An 18,853-nucleotide genomic window follows, 5' to 3' on the forward strand; every position below is an offset into this window, starting at 1 on the left:
ATCGGCGTTCCTTAGCAAAGCAATCGGGCGGAGTCAACGGCAGCCGACTGAGAGTCTGGACAGGCCCAACCCGTGCCCAGTATTATCCTGGCGCAGATGATGTCGTGGAGAGAAAGCCGATGGTGACCATTACGCTCATGGGACAACTCCAAGCTGCTGACGGCGAGCGTGATCTGGCTTGCGAAGTCACCGACCCCATCACGGTGCGACAACTCATCCAACGCCAGGGCCGGAACCTGCGGGACATCCTGCAATTGATGAAGGAAAAGAAAGTGCTGGTGACCGTCAACAAACGGATCGCGAGCATGGATACGGTGGTGCACGACGGCGACGCCATCAAGCTGGTCGGCCACGACGGCACAGGAGGAAGCGGGTTAGGCCCTTCGCTCATCTGACCGGACACGGCGGCGTGCAGGGGCGACGCTGGCGAAAACGGCGATCACGGACGCAGAAGGGCCGATTCCCGTGGGAACCGGCCCTCGCACGTGGGAAACCTATGAAGCCTGAACAGGCGGAATCGCTGAGTTCAGTGCGACCGGGTCGCTTGCGCTCACTTCTTCCCGAGGATGGCGTCCTTAGCGACTTTCGCGACGCGGAACTTGACCACGCGCTTGGCGGGAATCTTGATCGGCTCGCCGGTCTGAGGGTTACGCCCCATGCGCGCCTTCCGATTCGATAACACCAGCTTGCCGATCCCGGGAACGGTGAAGGTGTTCTTCGCCTCCTTGTATGCGAGTGCAGCGAGCTCATCCAGCATCTGGACGGCGGCCTTCTTGGTGATCCCGACCTTCCCCGCCAGGTGATCGGCGATCTGGGACTTCGTCATCGATTTGGCCATACGTACCTCCTTCATATCTCATATGGTGAATAGTAAGTGGCGGCGGCGATCTGGAACTGCCCGTATTCCAGGTCTATTGTGTAGGAACTTTGTCGCAGCCTGTGAAGGGCGCGCAAACCGGCGCAGAGTGTAGCCAAAGCCCTGGAGGCTGTCAACCGGAAAAACGCGCATCTGGCATGGCAAAAAGCATACTCACGCACTCTTGATTGGCAACCGATGTGAGAGTAGAGTTACAGCCAGTTTGCAAGAACTCGAAATCATTCCATTTCACGAGCACGAGGTCCTCATGGGCAAAGAACTACCGATTCTGCCGACCTCCCCGCAAGCGGAAGAGGGGGCGAAGGGAGAATCATACATTTATTGCAGGGTCTTCTGCGGTCGTGAGAATGCCCCCCCGCTCAAACTGCTGCTGGATTTTCTCAAATCGCGCGGCCAAGTTCCCTTGATTCCCAAAATGGATCCCGCGGCGCTCGAAGAATGGGCCTGGGTCCATATCTCCCTGGGATACAACCGTGATCGTAAACCGATCCAACTCTTTTGCCTGCGGGACCGGGGGACCTATAAAGAGGCGTTTGAACAGGAGCAGAAACAATTTCTCGAACGGTTGTCGGTTTACGACGACATTGAAGCCGACCTCGTGCGAGAGCATGTGCGACGGGCTCGGTTCATCGCCACCACGCGATTGGTGAAGGACGATGTGACGGAAGACGGGTACGATTTCAACGGCTGGATCCTGGAGTTTTTCCAAGAGCATTGCAACGGGATCGTCCAGATGGATGGGAAGGGATTCTTTTCGCCGAAAGGCGAGCTGATCGTCGAACTGCAGGACGAGATCTCGTCCGAGATCGACATGGTCTGACCACAATCGGTCTTCCAGTCATACTTGTGTCACAGAGGCCGCAGAGCCGCCTTCCGGTCCTCGCCGACCGGTGGTTCGATCGAGCGCGAGCCGCCCTCCTTGGCCAGCTTCCTTGCCGCAAAGGGTGTTACCAGTGTTGCTTCGGCCCGTTCCCCGTCACCGTGTTGGACATTGTGGAATTACAGCGGGGGCTGGGGCTAATGGAGCCTGTGCGCCGGGATACGATTCAAGACCTCGCCCGCCGATACGTCGCCACGATTGAATCCCGGTATCCCCGCCTCGCCGAACGTCCTTGGCTCGACGACTGGCCCGATGCGGAGATCGATCAGCTGGCCACCGAATTCGCCGAGATCCCCTGTCCTGCGCTTCAACCGGACGGCGGTTGCGGCGTCTATCCGTTCCGGCCGGTCACCTGCCGGATGATGGGCATTCCCGTGGAAGAACGGGGAAGGGTTCACGGGGCCTGCGCGGTGCAGACGTCCGTCCCGCTCATCCGCCTGTCCCGCTCGTTGCGCCTGGAAGAGGAACTCCTGGCGCGGCAGGAAGCCGACGAACTGGACCGTGTCCGCCGAGAGCGGCAGATCGCGGGGGAGGAAATGCTGCTGCCTTATGGATTTCTCCCCGAGCGAGTACCGGAGGTTCTCCGCGCCCACCTGGACAGGGTGTGAAGCGCTGTGATAAGTTCGGCTCTACTTCGTCGGCGGGTGCGCCTGTAGCTCAGTGGATAGAGCACTAGCCTCCGGAGCTAGGGGCCACAGGTTCAAATCCTGTCAGGCGCGCCATACCCCGTTGAGTCGACCACGGCCTAGTGGTCGCTTTTGGCGACAGGGCAACCATTCCCAACGACCGGCGAGTTTCGCGGTGGGCCGTTAGCTCAGCTGGTAGAGCAGCTGACTCTTAATCAGCGGGCCGCAGGTTCGATCCCTGCACGGCCCACCAAACCAAGCTTGCTCGAACCGCCCGCTCTTCATCGGTGTTCCGGTAATGAGCGCGGGCAGAAAAATCCCTCCAGGGCTCTTCTCCCCGTTCAAGCCTCTTCTTCGACCCGGAGGCTATCTGATTGTTCTTGCTGACGGGATAAACGCTACGTGTATCCCTGGTTCCATCCAAACCTCGCTTGCGCGTGCCGCCCGCTCGTTTGAGGTTTATCGAGATTGACGCGACCGGATAGAGTCCTCAATCCACTGGTCCGCCTAGTGCTATCGCTCGCTTGGCGCCACCAGCCGTCTCTATAAAACCATCCCACATCTTTTCCGCGACTCGGCCCGCTCAGTCTCCAACCGCCTTCCAAACCCTCCGATTTCCGAACTGAGATATCTGAAACCATCCTGCCCGACCATCTGGCGTGTCAGCATCCCCTTACAATACTTCCATCTCTGTCGCTCCTCCTACGCAAGTCGGGTTGATTTCTGACAGGGAATGGCGTATTCCCTGCCGACAAAACTCGTGAGCGGGAGCCTTCGGCCGGTTGCATGGCTGAGACAGATCCTTTAGAAGAGGGTCAAATCCTCATAGGATCGCTCTTCAACGAGCCGATGCGTGTCGAGACGGTTCGCGTCGCTGGTTCCTCCACATGGACCGTCGGGCTCGCGGCACACAGACTCAGCGCTTCCGCAGCGTCACGCTCTCTCTGACGGACATCAAAGGCCTCCGTATCCTCGATGCCATCCGCCGGTACGACGGCGACGGACAGAACCTCCGGCTGGGTCTCCAAGCCTACGCGCTCGGCATCGCCTATGAGTTCGATCCCTATTTCGGCCTGTCTATCTCCCGCGTTGATCCGCTGCCCCACCAGCTCGAAGCGGTCTATGACCATCTCCTGAAACTGGCTCGCGTCCGGTTTCTTTTGGCCGATGATGCGAGCGCTGGCAAGACCATCATGGCCGGGTTGCTCATTCGTGAGCTCAAGCTGCGGGGACTCGCCGAGCGCATTCTGATCGTGTGCCCCGCCAACCTGACGTTCCAATGGCAGCGCGAATTAAGGGAAAAGTTCGACGAGAAGTTCGTGGTGTTGAAAGGCGATGACATTCGCGAGCAGTTCGGTATGAACCAGTGGCAGGAGCGCAAGCAGGTCTTGACGTCGCTCGACCTGGCCAAACGCTCGACAATGGTGCCGGGGCTCCGTCAGGTCCACTGGGACCTGGTCATCGTGGATGAAGCCCATCGCATGTCGGCCGCGGACAGCGAACATAAGAGCCAACGGTATCGGCTTGGCGAATTGCTGCGCGATACGAGCGACCATTTGCTCCTGCTCACGGCCACGCCGCACAAGGGAGACCCTGAGAATTTCAGTCTCTTCCTCCAGCTCCTGGACCAGGATGCCTATGCCGATGTGCGGTCCATTCGGGAGGCGATGGACCGTCGTTCAGCCCCCTTCTACCTTCGCCGCACGAAGGAAGCCATGGTCTATTTCCCGGAACGGCAGCCGGACGGCAAGTGGATCGCCAGAAAAATTTTCACCAAACGGATCCCCCACACCGTGGACTTCAAGATCGATGGCGACGAAGATTGGCTCTATCACGCGGTCACCGCCTATGTGAAAGCCCAATCCCATAAGGCGGCAGCCCAAGGGGACGATCCGCGCGCCCGGGCAGTGGGATTCCTGATGGCGCTCTACCAGCGACGGCTCGCCTCCAGCACCTATTCATTACGGCGGTCGTTGGAAAACCGCGCCTGACGACTGGAAGAGGGGCTCAAGCGCGCGCAACAGTTAGCCAGGCTCGTGCCTCCGGAGATCCCCGAGCCAGAGGAGCTGGAGGAAATGGAGGAGAGCGAGCGAGAACGCCTGGAAGAAATCCTGGAGGCCGTCACGCTGGCGGCGGACCCGCAGCAAGTCCGGGATGAGATCGCCGAACTCAGCGCGTTGGCAGAGCAAGCCAAACGGGTAGAAGACGCCGGAGCTGTGCCCGGCCGACCGGCCGGAGAGGCCAAGCTATCTCGCCTCAAGGAGGTCCTGCACGAGCAAGGGTTCTTTGATCGGCAGGACCAGCGGCTTCTGCTCTTCACCGAATTCAAAGACACGCTGGATTACCTGGTCGCCCGCCTCAAGCAATGGGGCTTCCGCGTCGGGTTTATCCACGGCGGCATGAAGCCCGGCTCGCGGGATGAACCAGGGAGCCGGTTGTACGCGGAACAACAGTTCAACGACGGGGCCGTCCAAGTCCTCGTCGCCACGGAGGCGGCGGGCGAGGGCATCAATCTCCAGTGCTGCCACATCCTGTTCAATTACGACATTCCCTGGAATCCCAACCGGCTCGAACAACGGATGGGCCGCATCCATCGCTACGGCCAGATTCATGACTGTCTCATTTTCAGCTTCGTGGCCACGAACACCATCGAAGGCCGCGTCCTTCGGAAGCTGCTCGACAAGCTCCAAGAGATCCGCAACGCGCTCGACGATGACGCAGTCTTCAACGTCGTAGGCGAGGTGCTGCCCGCCGCCCATCTTGAACGCGTGCTCCGGGACTATTATGCGGGGCGCCTGGGTGACGCCGACCTTGAAGATCGGCTGCTCCGCGATGTCAAAGAAGAGCGCTTCCGCGAGATTTGCCAGCATGCGCTGGAAGGGTTGGCCTCGAAGAAGCTCAATCTGACCATGCTCATCGAGCGCCGCGCCCGTGCGCAGGAGCGGCGCATCGTGCCGGAGACAATCGCGCGGTTCATCCGAGAGGTGGCTCCGTCCATTCCCTTCACGCTCAAAGCCGTGCCGTCGTTGCCGCATACGTTTGAGCCTGGTACGACCTCGGCTGCGCTCCGGCGCTTTGAAACCGCTGGAGATTGGAGGTTCCCGGCGTTGGCCAACCGCTACCCACGCCTGTCCACCGATCGCACGGTCGCCGAGACCCACAATCTGGAATGGATCACGCCCGGCCATCCGCTGTTCGAAGCGCTCCGCCGCCATGCGGTGGCGGCGGCGCAGGAGTCCTGGGCGACCGGGGCCTGTTTCTACTCCCTCGATCATGACGCCCCGGCACGGCTAGATTTTTACAGAGCCAAGGTCGTGGACGGATTGGGCGACACCATCCACGAGCGGCTGTTCGCGGTGGAAGTTTCGGATGACGATCTCCCACGCCTGCACGAGCCCAGTGTGCTCGGAAATTTGACTCCTGCGCCGGTGCCGGACCCGCTGCCGGCGATCGCCCACAAGCCGGAGGACCGAGGCTGGCTCAACCAGCGCGTGCTCACGCCGTTCCTCGAAGAAGTGCGCGCCGAGCGGCTGGCCGAGGTGGACCGCATCAAGGCCCATATCGAGCTCTCGCTCACCGAGCTCATTGCGAAGGAAGATCGCCTGATCGGCCGGTTTGGCGAAGAAGCCGAGCGCGGGGTCGAAGGGGCCGCGGGGCGGTTGAAGATGGCGGAAGAGCGCCAGGCCGCCTTGATGGCCCGACGCGAGCGCCGACGGGAGGAATTGGAACGGCAACGCTCACTGACGCTGCAAAACGTCGAGCGGCTCACCAGCATCCTCGTCCTCCCTCATCCGGAACGCCATGCGCCGGAGGTCCAGAAACTGCGGCCCGACTCGGAAACGGAAGCCATCGCCATGCGGGTGGTTATCGAGTATGAACGCGCCCGGGGGCGGACCGTGGAGGATGTGCATGACAAAAATCTCGGCTACGACCTGACGAGCCTCGATCCGACGTCAGGCGAGTTGCGCCTCATCGAGGTCAAGGGCATCGCTGGAGAAAGCGGGACCGTCTGCCTCACCCCGAACGAGAAGCGGATCGCCGAAGATCGCCGCGACTGTTATTGGCTCTACGTGGTGACCCACTGCAAAACCCAGCCGCGCCTGCAAGCGCCCATCAAAGACCCGGCACGGCTCGATTGGCACGAGGTGAAAAAAGTGGATCATTACTACTTGTCGATCGATGCGATGACGCAGCCCATGACAGTGCGGGAGGAACAAGAACCCTACGGAGGGGGAGCATGAGATCCGACGGATCAGACAGATCAGACCGATCGGTCAGATCAGACCGATCTCCAACGCGCCTCCGCCCGTCGGGCGGCTACCGCGCAAGCGCGAGCTTCCAGACCGCCACCCTCATCTACGATGCGACCTACTGGTTCTGCGAGAAATTTCTCGATTCGCGCAGCCGTCTAGTGGACCAGATGGTGCAGGCCGCGCGCTCGGGGCGGCAGAATATCGCGGAAGGCAGTCGCGCTTCCGCCACGTCCTCCCAAACCGAACTGCGGCTGCTCAACACCGCCTGGGCCAGCCTAGAAGAACTGCTCCTTGACTTCGAAGACTATTTGCGGCATCGGCATCTCGTCCAGTGGGCGCCCGACTCGCCCGAAGCACGGGCCGTGCGGGAGGTGCCAAAGCGGTTTAAGGAGGATCGGTCCGATCTGACCGATCTGTCGGATCAAGAGCGCTGGGCGCTCTATGCCCGTTGGTTTGAGGCCGACGATCCGGCCGTGCGGGCCAATGCCATCATTTGCCTGATCCATCAGGCCAATTACCTGCTGGACCAGCAAATTGCCGCGCTGGGGAAGCAGTTCATCGAGCAGGGCGGCTACAGCGAGCAGCTCGCCGCGGCCCGCCTGGCTTTTCGGGGGAAGAAGAATCGGATTGATCCGTCGGATCAGTCTGATCCGTCCGATCCGACCGATCGCATTCCCCCCTGCCCCCAGTGCGGCAAGCCCACGGTGCTGCGCACGGCCAAAAGCGGAAAAAACGCCGGCCATCACTTCTGGGGGTGCTCGGCTTACCCAACTTGCAAGGGGGTGGTGCCTCTATGATCCCCAAAGAATGCAAACGGCTGGCGGAAGTCGACTTTCCCATTGCGACTGTTTCCAAACATGCAGCGCGGGAGAAGTCCATTCGGCACGGGCATCCGTCCACGCTCCATCTGTGGTGGGCCAGGCGGCCGCTCGCGGCCTGTCGAGCGATGTTGCTCGCGCTGCTTTTGCCGGATCCCTGTGACGAACGCTGCCCTGCTGAATTCAAAAAGCAGGCGTGCGACCTGTTGCCGCGCGTCGTCGGAACGATCAAGCCGAAGGATGAGGACCTTCGGCAGGCGCTCTTGAAGTTCATCGGCGACTTCGCCAATTGGGACCTCTCTTCCGATCGCACTTATCTTGAAGTCTCTCGTGGGCTGGTCAAGGCGGCTCACGGCGAAGAAGCGCCGCTGGTTGTGGACCCCTTTGCCGGGGGCGGCTCGATTCCGCTCGAAGCGTTGCGGCTGGGGTGCGAGGCCTTTGCCAGCGATTTGAACCCGGTGGCCTGCCTCATTCTGAAAGTCCTCTTGGAAGACATCCCGCGCCATGGACCGGCATTGGCCGACGAACTGCGGCGTGTGGGCGCGGAGATCAAAGCAGCGGCCGAAAAGGAGCTGGCCGAGTTGTATCCGCCGGACCCAGACGGCGCGCGGCCCATCGCTTATCTGTGGGCCAGAACGGTGCGCTGCGAATCGTCCGGTTGCGGGGCGGAGATTCCGTTGGTCCGGTCGTTCTGGCTGTGCAAGAAGGCCAATCGCAAGCGGGCGCTGCGGGTCGTGGTTTCAGACGGATCGGTCGATCCGACAGATCCGTCCGATCGGTCCGATTTGAAATCTTCGAGCCCAAGAGCGACAACGACGTGCCCCCGGGCACGGTGAGCCGCGCCCGGGCCACCTGCCTCTGTTGCGGCGCGGCGCTCGCGCCGGAGCGGGTGCGCGCGCAGCTTGCCGCGCAGCGCGGCGGGGCGGAGGTGGTCTTTGCTGATCCGTCGGATCGGACAGATCAGACCGATCACACAAGAAGAATCGGCGGCGCGCGGCTCTTGGCGGTGGTGACGCTCCGGCCGGGCGAACCAGGGCGACGGTATCGCCTGCCCACCGACCGCGACTACGAGGCGGTGTGGAAGGCCCAGCAGCGGCTGGCCGCGATCGTGAGGCGATGGGACGGATCTGTCGGATCGGACCGATCAGACGGATCATCTCCGCTCAGCCCCGTGCCGGGTGAGCCGTTGCCACCAATCGGCACATTGGGTTTCCGCGTGCAGCGCTACGGCATGCTCCACTGGGGTGACCTCTTCACGGCCCGGCAGAAGGTGGGGCTAGTGACGCTGGCGCGGCTGGTGCGGGAACTGTCCCCTACGGTACCGCCAGCGGTGCGGGAGGGGCTGGCGCTTTCGCTGTCTAAACTTTCCGAGTTGGCCAATTCCATTTGCGCTTGGGAACCAATTGCGGAATGCCCCCGACACGTTTTTGGAAGGCAAGCCTTACCGATCGCTTGGGACTTCGCCGAAGGAGTCCCCTCTGCTCAGGCCAGTGGCAGCTTCATTGTCAGCGTGGAGAATACGAACGATGGCGCCCAATGTGTGAGTTTCTCCTCCGGAGCGGGCCAAGTCCAACTCGCCGACGCCACAGAGCACCCGTTGCCCGACGACACGGCCACGGTCTGGTTCACCGACCCGCCCTACTATGATACGGTGCCCTATGCCGACCTGTCGGACTTTTTCTTTGTCTGGCTCAAGCGGGCGCTGCCGGGCCATCCGCTGTTGCGCGATCCGTTCGATCCCACGAACCAGCTTGTGCCAAAGGCGCGCGAGGCGGTGCAGAACGAGCGTTCCGCAACCGAGGACGGTCGGCCCAAGGACAAGGCCTTCTACGAAGATGCCATGGCCCGCGCCTTCGCCGAAGGCCGGCGGGTGCTGCGCGGCGATGGCGTGGGTTCCGTGGTCTTCGCCCACAAGACGACGGAGGACTGGGAGGCGCTGCTGTCCGGCATGATCAAAGGCGGCTGGACGATCACCGGCTCGTGGCCCATTGCGACGGAGATGGCCTCGCGTCTCCGGGCCCGTGATTCCGCCGCGCTTGCGACCAGCGTCCACCTGGTTTGCCGGCCACGGCCCGACGGTGCTGGAATCGGCGATTGGGATGAGGTGTACCGCGAATTGCCTGTCCGCGTCGGCGACTGGATCGAGCGGTTGCAACCCGAAGGCGTGCGGGGGGGCCGATCTGGTCTTTGCCTGTATCGGCCCGGCGATGGAAATCTACAGCCGCTACTCCAAGGTCGAGGATGCCGAAGGCCGCGAGATCCCCCTCAGTGGCGATCCAACGGCAAGCGAACCCTACCAGCGGGGCTTTCTCGCCTATGTCTGGGAGACCGTCGGCCGTCTGGCGCTGGAGCAAGTGCTGGGCACCGCTGAAGCCAAAGCCCGCAACGGGGCGGCCGGCGCCCTCGAGGAAGACGCGCGGCTCACGGCGCTGTTTCTGTGGACGTTGCAGAGCACGGCTGGCTCTTCGGCTGATCCGTCTGATCCGACGGATCAGTCCGATCCGTCGGATCTGACGGATCAGTCGGATGAAGAGCCGCCCCCCAAACCCAAGGGCGGCTCCACCTTGATCTTCGACGTGGTCCGCCGGTTCGCCCAGCCGCTGGGGATTCATCTGGACCAGTGGGAGGGCCGGATCATCGAGACGGAGAAAGGGATCGTGCGTCTCCTGCCCGTGAGCGAGCGGGCGGAACAGCTCTTCGGCGAGGCCGGCCTGGCGGTCGCTGCGACGCAGATCGAGCGGGCTGCGCGTCGCAACCCACAGCAGGTGTTCAGTTTCTTGGAGGATGCGGAGGCTGAAGGTAGCCGTCCGCGGCGGGGACGCGGGTCAGGCCGGAGGGGTCGGCGCAGCACTGTCACCGAAGCGACCGAGGAGGCCTTGACGGCTCGCCGCGAGGCCACGACACTGGATCGAGTCCATGCGGCGATGTTGCTCCAGGCCGCCGGCCGCGCCAATGCGCTCCGAGCCTTGCTGAAAGCCGAGCAGGAGCGCGGCCCGGACTTCCTGCGCTTGGCCAACGCCCTCTCGGCCTTGTATCCGACAGACAGCGAAGAAAAGCGCCTGCTCGACGCGATGTTATTGGCTGTGCCAAGATAGAGGCCCGCTCTCGTCAGCCACGGAGGTGGCGATGGCTGCTACAGGATTGAACACAACAACTGTTCAAGATGCCATTGCGGAAATGGTCCGACGCATTGTGTCCCAGTTCAACCCGGAGAAGATCATTCTGTTCGGCTCGCACGCGCGGGGCCAGGCGGGGCCGGATAGCGATGTGGATCTGTTGATCGTGATGCCGGTGGAGGGGTCCAAACGGCGAAAGGCTACCGAAATCGACGGTGCGCTCGCGGACAGAAGGATTCCATTGGATCTTCTTGTCGTTACTCCGGAGGAATTTGATCGGGCTCGGCATCAGGTTGGGTCGGTCTTACGGCCTGCGGCGCTCGAAGGGCTGATTCTCTATGACCGAGCCGCATGATGTGGTCCGACAGGTTCGGCAGTGGGTTGAGAAAGCGGAGCACGATCTGTGCAACGCGGAGCATACCCTCACCATCCGTGATGAGGACTGCCCGTTCGACACCGTGTGTTTTCACGCACAGCAATGCGTGGAGAAGTATCTGAAGGGCTGGCTCGCCTTCAAACAGCTCGATGTTCCGCGATCTCATGATCTCGTCGTCTTGCTTAATCTGGCGCTGGATGCCGGGTTCCGAGGTGCGGGCCCACAGGATGTGCAGCCCTTGAATCGCTATACCATCGAAGCGCGCTATCCAGGCGATTGGGATCCGATCGATCGGCTCTGAGGCAGAGCAGGCCGTCGTCATGGCGCGACGTGTTCGTGAGACCGTGCGGGCACTGTTGCCGCCGGAGGCGTTTCGGGAGAACAACTGATGGCCGTGGACCCTTGGTACAGAGTCGTCACGCCGCGTCCCGAAGTGCGCGAGGGACGGTCGTTCAATCCCGACGAATTTGCCATCGCGCTTGAGCAGGTGGTCGCGGGCACCGCGCCCATTGATTATCGGGACCCCGTCCAGTTTTTTAACCGCACCTGCTTCACCCGCGCCCTTCGAGACCATGCCGGGATGGTGCTGCGCCGGTTGTCGGGCAAGACCGAGAACGCCGCCCCGGTCCTGACTCTCGTGACCCAATTCGGCGGCGGGAAGACGCACACCCTCGCCTCGCTGTACCACCTCGTGGAACATGCCCAGACAGTGGCCACCCATGATGGAGTAAAGGAGTTGGTCCAAGGGGCCGGTCTCTCCGACATCCCGACGGCGAAGGTCGCGGTCTTTGTCGGCAACGCCTGGGACCCCCAAGAAGGCCGCGAAACGCCCTGGATTGATCTGGCTCGCCAACTGGCTGGAGATGCCGGCGTCACGGCGCTTGGCCCCACGGCCAGGACCACGCCCCCTGGGACTGACACGATCAACCGCGTGATTCAGGCCGCCGGCGGGAGCGTTCTCATCCTGTTTGATGAGGTCCTGAACTTCTTAAATCGCCATCGCGGCATGGCTGAGGGCTTCCATGCGTTTATCCAAAACCTGACGGTGGCGCTGACCGGTACCACGCACAGTGCGGCGATGATCAGCTTGCCCCGCAGCCAAGTCGAGATGACGGACTGGGACCTGCAGTGGCAGGACAAAATTACGAAGGTTGTGAAGCGCGTGGCCAAGGATCTCTTCGCCAACGACGAGAGCGAAATCAGCGAGGTGGTCCGGCGGAGGCTCTTTGAGGATCTTGGGCCTCAGAAGGTTCGGAAGGCTGTCGCGAAGGTCTATGCCGATTGGTGTTTTGAGCGCCGCGCGCAACTGCCCCCGGAGTGGACGGCGGTCGATACGGTGACCACGGACGCCACATCACGCGACTTTCTCCGGAGTCGATTCGAAGCCTGCTACCCGTTCCATCCGGCGACGCTTTCCGTGTTCCAACGGAAATGGCAGGCACTGCTCCAGTATCAGCAAACACGCGGGACCCTTGCCATGCTCGCCCAGTGGATCTCTTGGGCGTACCGGGATGGCTATCAGCGGGCACGGCGGGAGCCGCTGATCACGCTCGGCTCCGCGCCCCTCGAAGTCCCGGAGTTTCGCGCGGTGATTCTAGGCCAGTTGGGCGAGCCTCGGCTGCTGGGCGCGATTCAAACCGATCTGACCGACGAACATAGCCATGCACGGGCACTTGATGTGGATACGAAAGGCCCCCTTCGGGATATCCATCGTCGCGTCGGCACCACGATCCTGTTTGAGTCTTCCGGAGGGCAAGGGGACAAGGCCGCCCATCTGCCTGAGCTTCGCTTCGCGCTGGGCGAACCAGAAATTGAGACCACCTCGATCGATAACGCGGCGATGGCGTTTGAGGCGAAGGGCTACTTCATCCGAAAGGTCGGTCACGATGGGTTCCGGTTCGGTTTCAAACCCACGCTGAAAAAAGTCGTCAGTGACAGGCGGGCTTCGCTGGATGACGAGGAGGTGCGCAACGCCGCCTTGATGGTCGTGAGGAAAGAGTTCGAGCGTGGAGCGACCATCCCACTGGTCGCTTTCCCTGAAGACGGCACGGCCGTTCAAGACACACCTCGGCTTACGCTCGTCGTTCTTGATCCTTGGTTGGAATGGGATGACAACGGCAGCCTTCGTCACACGCTCGCTGAATGGACCAAACAGCGGGGCAAGTCACCACGACTGTACCCAGGGGCGTTGATGTGGTGCGTCCGAAAGCCGGGACGCGATCTCAAGGATAAGCTGGAGATCTGGCTGGCCTGGAAGCGCGTGGAAAAGGACCTGGCCGACGGCACGCTGGCCGGCGAGTACGACCGGGCCGACCGGGCGGACGTGGGAGCCAAGGTGCGCGAGGCGGAAGAAAGTGCCAGGGACGAGGTATGGGCCAGCTATCGCTATGTTGTGCTGGCGGATCACAACGAATCGGATGGGCTCACGGTCATCGATCTTGGTGCCGGGCATGCCAGCCATGCCGAGACACTGTGCGGCAGAGTGCTCACGGCGCTGAAGTCTCACGCCTTACTCAACGAATCGCCGGGGGCCGGCTACCTGGAGTGCAAGTGGCCGCCGGCGTTTCGGGAGACCGGCGCGTGGCCGCTGTCCAGTCTCCGACAGGCGTTCTTGAACGGATCATTGGATCGGCTGGTAGACCCTGAGGCATACCTGAGAAACAGAATCCCGGAGTTTGTCTCGCGCGGTGAGTTTGGGCTGGCTTCGGGGGCGCAGCCGGGCGGCGGATTCTCCCGGGTCTGGTTCTCGGAATTGCTCCCGGTGGACGAGGTCGCCTTCGACGCCGACGTCTACCTCCTGCTCAAGGAACGGGCCCGTGCACTGAAAGCGCCACCCGCGCCGCCCCTCCCTGCCGAGCCACCCACGGTGACTCTGCCGCTTGCCGTGGTTTCGACGCCGACCGAAGCCCTTGCAGCGGGTACGGCAAAGGTTTGTCTTCGCATCACAGGAACGGTCCCACCGGAACTCTGGAACCGCTTGGGCACAAAGCTGATTCCCAAGCTTCGCTCTGGGTCCGACCTTCGCCTCGGATTGGATTGCTCCGTCGAAGTCGATGACACCACAGCCAGCACACTGGCATCCGACCTCCAGCAAGCTTTGGCTGATCTCAATCTGGCCAATCAGGTCCGAATCGAGCTTCAGAAGAGCCTCTGAATCTCTTGAACTTGGCAATCCCGCATCGCTTTCTCGGGCAACGGCGTCGCAGCAGAGCACGAAGATCCCCCCAAAGGACCATCAGGCTGATGATCATTTTCTGTATCCACGTCGGCTTCGTCAGTTCAGTCCACCGCGCGGGGTCGGTGTTCCGCAAGAACGGGAGGATGCTGGCTCGAGTGGCGATCGTTGCGGCGGTCCTGTGCCTCTCGGCGGGCACGTTCCCTATCTCACTGCCCGCCTTCGCTGAGCATCTTGTCTACCCCCAGACCACGGGCGAGTTCTAACCACCGGAGAAACCGCTAACCCGGGTCCTCGTGTGGGGGAACTCCTCCACCCCGGCCACGACGACGGCGGTGGAGACGACCAAGGAGATCCTCCGGGAGGCGGGCTTTACGATTCTGGCGCGTGAGACCCTCCCTGCCAACTTGCGGGAGCGGGCGCAGCGCATTCGCTCACTTGACGAGCAACGGGTTGAACTGCTCCAACTGGGCAAGGACGCCGGCGCCGATCATGTCGTGGTGGTCGAGACTGCCGATCTCCTCGTTCCCGCGGAGACCACCGGGAACCGAGCCGCGGTGCTCCATGATGAGCGCGTCACCGTTAAAGCGATGGGCACAGACTCAGGGAACGTGGTCTTTCGCGGATCCGCCTGGTGGGCGCACCCCGTCGAACATCCCGGTCAGCGGGTTCGACTGTTGACCTATTATGCGATCGCCCGAGCGATTTGCCTGCCGGAGAAGTGGGAGGAGCCTTCGGAGGCCAATCACGGAAAAGGCGGGTGCCGGCCGTAACGCAACTGGCCTTCCTTCGGCCTCGATTTCTCGATTTGACGAGCGGGTGAGCTTCACCCGCCGTTTTCCACCGAACTTTCGGCAGCCCGCCATACCGGTGTCCGTTGACCGGTTGTCGAAGGCCGGGCTGTCCAAAAGGACGACCTTCTCCGTGTCACATCCCGCGCACTCTTCCCCAAACGAGGTGATCGATTTCTGGGAACATTTGCCTTATCCTACCGGACGCTAAGAGAATCCGTTGGCCAAGAATCGGCGTTTGCGTTCAACCAAGCCGCCATTGGCGGCATCCGATGGGGGAGGCGATGACGGATGACGAACTAACCAAGGAAGGTCTGATCGAGGAGCTGACACGCCTTCGTGAACGTTGTCATCAACTCGAACAACGCGAAGCGCGGCACCGCCAAGCAGAGGAAGCCCTGCGGGGGAAAGCCTCGCAACTGGAGACGATCCATACGACGCTGCTGGCGTTTCTCGGCAGCGGGAACTGGCGAGAGGCGAGCGCCCGCCTCTTGCGAGCGGTATTGGACCAAACCGCGAGCGAGTACGGATTCATCGGGGTCGTCGTCGAGGGGCCGGTTTTACGGATCCTGGCGCACGAAGGGATCGTCTGGGATCAGGCCATCAATCGAGAGTTCTACGAGACGGCTCTCCGCACGTATCAGGAAGTCGGGTATCTGGAGTTCACTCGCTTCGAGAATTTGTTCGGCCGAGCCATCACCAGCGGCCAGCCCGTGCTGGCGAATGATCCGCCGACGGATCCGCGGGCTGGCGGGCTTCCACCCGGGCATCCGCCACTCCGGCATTTCCTCGGTGTCCCCACGTTGCGGGGTGCGGAGGTCGTGGGGCTGATCGGCGTGGCGAATCGGCCGGGCGGATACACCGGAACCGAAGTGGCCCAGCTTGCATTGCTGACTCAGGCTGTCGGGGCCCTCTACGATTGCTACCGCCGCCACCAACGGGAGGCGGCGTTGGAAGCCCAACTGCGCCACATGCAGAAGTTGGAAAGCATCGGCCAGTTGGCCGGGGGAATCGCGCATGACTTTAATAATCTGCTCACGGTCATCAATGGGTACTCCGACGACCTCCAGGCCGAGTTGAGGCAAGACGATCCTCGCCGAGCCAAAATCGCCCAGATCCGCCTCGCAGGGGAGCGAGCTGCGACGTTGACCCGGAGGCTCCTCGCCTTCGGCAGGCAACAGACCCTTAAACCTGTCATCGTCGAACTGAACCACGTGGTCACCGAGATGGCCGAGATGCTCCGGCGGGTGATCGGGGAACATATCGAGTTACGCCTGGATCTCACCGCCGGCCCCGCGCATGTCTTCATGGATCCCGCGCAATTGAACCAAGTCATCATGAACCTCATCCTCAATGCTCGGGACGCGATGCCTGAGCGCGGCGTCCTCACCATCGCGACTCGCACCGTCGATCTGGACGCCGCGTTCGCCCACGGTCATCCCGGGAGCGAGGTCGGCCCGCATGTCCTGCTGTCCGTCCAAGACACCGGAATCGGAATGGATACCGAGACCCAAGCCCGTATCTTCGAGCCCTTTTTTACGACCAAGGGGCCGGCAAAGGGCACCGGCCTAGGACTCTCGACCGTGTTCGGAATCGTCAAGCAAAGCGGAGGCTACATTGCGGTGGAGAGTGCGCGCGGCCGTGGGACGACATTCCATATCTATCTCCCGCAGTTCAGCAATGCAGGAGAGGAAGCGCCACCGGCGATGCCGCTTGCGGCGTCGAGCGGCGGGACCGAGATCATCCTTCTCGTGGAAGACGAAGCGATGGTGAGAACTCTGGCACGCGAAGCATTGAGCGGACATGGCTATCGGGTGCTCGAAGCCGCCAACGGCCGTCAGGCGATGCAACTCGTCAAAGCGTATCAAGGCCCGCTCCATCTCCTGCTGAGCGATGTGATCATGCCCGGGATGAACGGCCCCGAGCTCGCTCAGCAGCTCAAAGCGCTTCGGCCGGACATGAAGACACTGTACATGTCGGCTTACGCAGACGAGGTCCTGGGGTCTTGCGGCGTGTTCTCGGCGGGCGTCAACTTTCTGCAGAAGCCCTTTACGCCCGCCATCCTGGCGCGCAAAGTGCGCGAAGTGTTGACCTGCTCGTAACCGTGCCGCGGCCCCAGCCACGGGGTCATCTGCTGACCCGCCGCTGCCTCCGCTTTGCAACGATGTTAGCGGGTTAAAACCGGCCGCGTCACGGCACAATGGACAGGAACACGGTCGCGCCGTCGCGTTTCACCAGCAGGAGGACGCGCTTGCCTGGCGCAAGCTCGTTGCTCAGCCGCTCGAAGTCGCGGAGAGACTTGATCGGTTTGCGGTCGATCTCCCGAATAATATCTCCCGGACGCAGGCCAGCCCGATCCGCCGGGCTGCCCGGTTCCACATCGACGACCAACACGCCAGCTTCTTTCCGTCCCGATCGCCCACGCATGGTCGGCGGTACTTCGTCTACCGCAACGCCTTCCAGCGGATGTTCGACTTGTTCTTTTTCGGGACCCTGCCGAGCGACTGGCTCGGCCGGCATCTCGGCAACGGTGACCGGGATCGCCTGTGCCCGGTTCCCGCGCAGGATGGAAAGCGTCACGGTCGTTCCCGGTTTGGTCTCAGCGACCAGCATGCGCAGGTGCGTGGCGTCCTTGACCGGCGTTCCGTTATAAGCCGTAATCACGTCGCCGCGTTGAAGCTTCGCCTTGGCGGCGGGGCCGTCTTCCAGAATATCAGACACCAGCGCGCCTTTTGCCGTCTCCGACAGACCGAATGCGCGGGCCAACTCCGGCGTCAACTCCTGAACCCCCAGTCCCATCCACCCGCGGATCACCCGGCCGTGCTCCAGCAAGCTGGTCATGACGCTCCTGGCCATGTTACTGGGGATCGCGAACCCAATGCCCATGAATCCGCCAGTGGGGGAAAAGATCGCGGTGTTGATCCCGATCAGCTCTCCCTTGAGGTTGACCAGCGCCCCGCCGGAATTGCCCGGGTTAATCGCGGCGTCGGTCTGAATGAAATCCTCGTAATCGACGATGCCGACATTCGCCCGTCCCACCGCGCTGATGATGCCCATAGTGACAGTCTCGTTCAGACCGAACGGATTCCCCACGGCCAGCACGACTTCCCCGACCCGCAAGCGGCTAGAATCTCCCCAGGGCAACGTCGGCAGATGTGTGGCATCGATCTTGATGACGGCGATGTCCGTACGGGCGTCGGTGCCGACGACTTTCGCCCTGAAGGTGCGCTTGTCGGCCAGCAGGACCTGCACTTCCGCAGCGTCCTGCACCACATGGCTGTTGGTGACAATGTAGCCGTCCGGGCTGACGATCACGCCTGAGCCCTGCCCTTGTTCCGGCGGCGGGAAACCCCGCTCGAACTCTTCGCCGAAAAACCGGCGCGAGTAGGGATCTCCGAACGGTCCACTGCGAGTCACCGGCTTGAAGGTCGAAGAGATGTTGACCACCGCCGCCTTGGCCCGAGCGGCTGCGTCGATGAACGCTTCGTTGATGGCCGCTCCGGCCGTCTCGACGGCGCCGGCCGTCCCAGCGCCTCCGGCCGGCTCGGACAACAAGACACACGTCTGGACCGCCAGCCCAAGACCCAGGAAGACGACGATCCGGCGGAACTCGTTCACCAGTCTCGCCTGCATACCTCCCCTCCCCATCCCCGTGTCCGCCCGTCATTCTCCCGGCAGCGACACGCCGGCACACACCGGCTGGAGGCGGTTGGTTGTGGAGTTCTTCTTATATGGTTTTGTAGGTAAGCAGGCTTCACCAGACGGTCAAGAACCCGGTTCCCCGGCTTGATCTTAACTTGCTTAATACAAGGTTCACGCTCGTGCCGAGCACGCTCTTGACCGGTCGCTGGGCGTGATTATGTTGAAAAGCGGAATTTGGCGAGCTGGATCGGAGCGGTGAGCACTGCTCCGCCTATCACCGGCGACATCGCGTATCCGTT

At 62.2% G+C, this 18,853-nt stretch carries 17 protein-coding genes and 2 tRNA genes; 17 read left to right on the top strand and 2 right to left on the bottom strand.

Going from position 1 to position 18,853, the window contains the following annotated elements:
* Nucleotides 1-119 precede the first annotated feature (119 nt).
* Nucleotides 120-395 carry a MoaD/ThiS family protein gene (locus tag ACWHTU_RS15980; protein WP_447860387.1) on the top strand — a complete coding sequence of 92 codons (276 nt, stop codon included), beginning with the start codon at nucleotides 120-122 and terminating at the stop codon, nucleotides 393-395.
* 155 nt (nucleotides 396-550) lie between these two features.
* On the opposite strand, the gene ACWHTU_RS15985 is transcribed toward ACWHTU_RS15980, so the two are convergent.
* The gene (locus ACWHTU_RS15985) at nucleotides 551-838 is read right to left on the bottom strand and encodes an HU family DNA-binding protein (protein ID WP_447860388.1); all 288 of its coding nucleotides are present in this window, start codon (nucleotides 836-838) and stop codon (nucleotides 551-553) included.
* Nucleotides 839-1,124: 286 nt separating this feature from the next.
* Between ACWHTU_RS15985 and ACWHTU_RS15990 the strand changes: the two genes are divergently transcribed.
* The 16 genes from ACWHTU_RS15990 (at nucleotide 1,125) to ACWHTU_RS16065 (ending at nucleotide 17,014) form a co-directional block, all read left to right on the top strand.
* Nucleotides 1,125-1,697 carry a hypothetical protein gene (locus ACWHTU_RS15990; RefSeq protein WP_447860389.1) on the top strand — a complete coding sequence of 191 codons (573 nt, stop codon included), beginning with the start codon at nucleotides 1,125-1,127 and terminating at the stop codon, nucleotides 1,695-1,697.
* Between the two features lie 26 nt (nucleotides 1,698-1,723).
* Complete coding sequence (locus ACWHTU_RS15995) at nucleotides 1,724-2,365, top strand: YkgJ family cysteine cluster protein (RefSeq protein WP_447860390.1); 642 nt, start codon at nucleotides 1,724-1,726, stop codon at nucleotides 2,363-2,365.
* A 38-nt stretch (nucleotides 2,366-2,403) separates the two neighbouring features.
* Nucleotides 2,404-2,479: transfer RNA gene (locus ACWHTU_RS16000), tRNA-Arg, on the top strand.
* Between the two features lie 81 nt (nucleotides 2,480-2,560).
* Nucleotides 2,561-2,636 (top strand) — tRNA-Lys (locus tag ACWHTU_RS16005).
* 634 nt (nucleotides 2,637-3,270) lie between these two features.
* Nucleotides 3,271-4,374 carry a DEAD/DEAH box helicase gene (locus ACWHTU_RS16010; RefSeq protein ID WP_447860391.1) on the top strand — a complete coding sequence of 368 codons (1,104 nt, stop codon included), beginning with the start codon at nucleotides 3,271-3,273 and terminating at the stop codon, nucleotides 4,372-4,374.
* 84 nt (nucleotides 4,375-4,458) lie between these two features.
* A complete protein-coding gene (locus ACWHTU_RS16015) occupies nucleotides 4,459-6,624 on the top strand; it encodes a helicase-related protein (RefSeq protein ID WP_447860392.1) in 2,166 nt (721 codons plus the stop codon).
* Nucleotides 6,621-7,433, top strand: coding sequence for a four helix bundle suffix domain-containing protein (locus ACWHTU_RS16020; protein WP_447860393.1), 813 nt, complete (start codon nucleotides 6,621-6,623; stop codon nucleotides 7,431-7,433). Before ACWHTU_RS16015 ends, ACWHTU_RS16020 begins: the two co-directional genes overlap by 4 nt.
* Nucleotides 7,430-8,290, top strand: coding sequence for a DUF1156 domain-containing protein (locus ACWHTU_RS16025; protein ID WP_447860395.1), 861 nt, complete (start codon nucleotides 7,430-7,432; stop codon nucleotides 8,288-8,290). Before ACWHTU_RS16020 ends, ACWHTU_RS16025 begins: the two co-directional genes overlap by 4 nt.
* Complete coding sequence (locus ACWHTU_RS16030; RefSeq protein WP_447860396.1) at nucleotides 8,272-9,825, top strand: hypothetical protein; 1,554 nt, start codon at nucleotides 8,272-8,274, stop codon at nucleotides 9,823-9,825. The genes ACWHTU_RS16025 and ACWHTU_RS16030 overlap by 19 nt, the downstream gene beginning before the upstream one ends.
* Nucleotides 9,809-10,549, top strand: a complete 741-nt coding sequence (locus ACWHTU_RS16035; protein ID WP_447860397.1) for a hypothetical protein — start codon at nucleotides 9,809-9,811, stop codon at nucleotides 10,547-10,549. Before ACWHTU_RS16030 ends, ACWHTU_RS16035 begins: the two co-directional genes overlap by 17 nt.
* A gap of 31 nt (nucleotides 10,550-10,580) precedes the next feature.
* Nucleotides 10,581-10,925 (top strand): nucleotidyltransferase domain-containing protein, encoded by a 345-nt coding sequence (locus ACWHTU_RS16040; protein WP_447860398.1) that lies wholly within the window; start codon nucleotides 10,581-10,583, stop codon nucleotides 10,923-10,925.
* Complete coding sequence (locus tag ACWHTU_RS16045) at nucleotides 10,909-11,247, top strand: HEPN domain-containing protein (RefSeq protein ID WP_447860399.1); 339 nt, start codon at nucleotides 10,909-10,911, stop codon at nucleotides 11,245-11,247. Before ACWHTU_RS16040 ends, ACWHTU_RS16045 begins: the two co-directional genes overlap by 17 nt.
* 87 nt (nucleotides 11,248-11,334) lie before the next feature.
* Nucleotides 11,335-14,100 carry a DUF499 domain-containing protein gene (locus tag ACWHTU_RS16050; protein WP_447860400.1) on the top strand — a complete coding sequence of 922 codons (2,766 nt, stop codon included), beginning with the start codon at nucleotides 11,335-11,337 and terminating at the stop codon, nucleotides 14,098-14,100.
* Between the two features lie 89 nt (nucleotides 14,101-14,189).
* Nucleotides 14,190-14,387 carry a hypothetical protein gene (locus ACWHTU_RS16055; RefSeq protein ID WP_447860401.1) on the top strand — a complete coding sequence of 66 codons (198 nt, stop codon included), beginning with the start codon at nucleotides 14,190-14,192 and terminating at the stop codon, nucleotides 14,385-14,387.
* 30 nt (nucleotides 14,388-14,417) lie between these two features.
* Nucleotides 14,418-14,894: a hypothetical protein gene (locus ACWHTU_RS16060; RefSeq protein ID WP_447860402.1), complete on the top strand. Its 477-nt coding sequence runs from the start codon at nucleotides 14,418-14,420 to the stop codon at nucleotides 14,892-14,894.
* 302 nt (nucleotides 14,895-15,196) lie between these two features.
* Nucleotides 15,197-17,014: an ATP-binding protein gene (locus ACWHTU_RS16065; RefSeq protein WP_447860403.1), complete on the top strand. Its 1,818-nt coding sequence runs from the start codon at nucleotides 15,197-15,199 to the stop codon at nucleotides 17,012-17,014.
* 88 nt (nucleotides 17,015-17,102) lie between these two features.
* Here the strand turns inward: ACWHTU_RS16065 and ACWHTU_RS16070 are convergent, their stop codons facing one another.
* On the bottom strand, nucleotides 17,103-18,545 hold the full coding sequence (locus ACWHTU_RS16070; RefSeq protein WP_447860404.1) for a DegQ family serine endoprotease: 1,443 nt from the start codon (nucleotides 18,543-18,545) through the stop codon (nucleotides 17,103-17,105).
* Nucleotides 18,546-18,853 lie beyond the last annotated feature (308 nt).

This window comes from Nitrospira calida (assembly GCF_976986435.1).

Excerpts from the sequence above, each read along its gene's own strand:
- ACWHTU_RS15980 (WP_447860387.1), top strand. The coding sequence starts at position 120 with ATGGTGACCATTACGCTCATGGGACAACTCCAAGCTGCTGACGGCGAG.
- ACWHTU_RS15985 (WP_447860388.1), bottom strand. The coding sequence starts at position 838 with ATGGCCAAATCGATGACGAAGTCCCAGATCGCCGATCACCTGGCGGGG.
- ACWHTU_RS15990 (WP_447860389.1), top strand. The coding sequence starts at position 1,125 with ATGGGCAAAGAACTACCGATTCTGCCGACCTCCCCGCAAGCGGAAGAG.
- ACWHTU_RS16010 (WP_447860391.1), top strand. The coding sequence starts at position 3,271 with ATGGACCGTCGGGCTCGCGGCACACAGACTCAGCGCTTCCGCAGCGTC.
- ACWHTU_RS16015 (WP_447860392.1), top strand. The coding sequence starts at position 4,459 with ATGGAGGAGAGCGAGCGAGAACGCCTGGAAGAAATCCTGGAGGCCGTC.
- ACWHTU_RS16020 (WP_447860393.1), top strand. The coding sequence starts at position 6,621 with ATGAGATCCGACGGATCAGACAGATCAGACCGATCGGTCAGATCAGAC.
- ACWHTU_RS16025 (WP_447860395.1), top strand. The coding sequence starts at position 7,430 with ATGATCCCCAAAGAATGCAAACGGCTGGCGGAAGTCGACTTTCCCATT.
- ACWHTU_RS16040 (WP_447860398.1), top strand. The coding sequence starts at position 10,581 with ATGGCTGCTACAGGATTGAACACAACAACTGTTCAAGATGCCATTGCG.
- ACWHTU_RS16045 (WP_447860399.1), top strand. The coding sequence starts at position 10,909 with ATGACCGAGCCGCATGATGTGGTCCGACAGGTTCGGCAGTGGGTTGAG.
- ACWHTU_RS16050 (WP_447860400.1), top strand. The coding sequence starts at position 11,335 with ATGGCCGTGGACCCTTGGTACAGAGTCGTCACGCCGCGTCCCGAAGTG.
- ACWHTU_RS16055 (WP_447860401.1), top strand. The coding sequence starts at position 14,190 with ATGATCATTTTCTGTATCCACGTCGGCTTCGTCAGTTCAGTCCACCGC.
- ACWHTU_RS16065 (WP_447860403.1), top strand. The coding sequence starts at position 15,197 with ATGACGGATGACGAACTAACCAAGGAAGGTCTGATCGAGGAGCTGACA.
- ACWHTU_RS16070 (WP_447860404.1), bottom strand. The coding sequence starts at position 18,545 with ATGCAGGCGAGACTGGTGAACGAGTTCCGCCGGATCGTCGTCTTCCTG.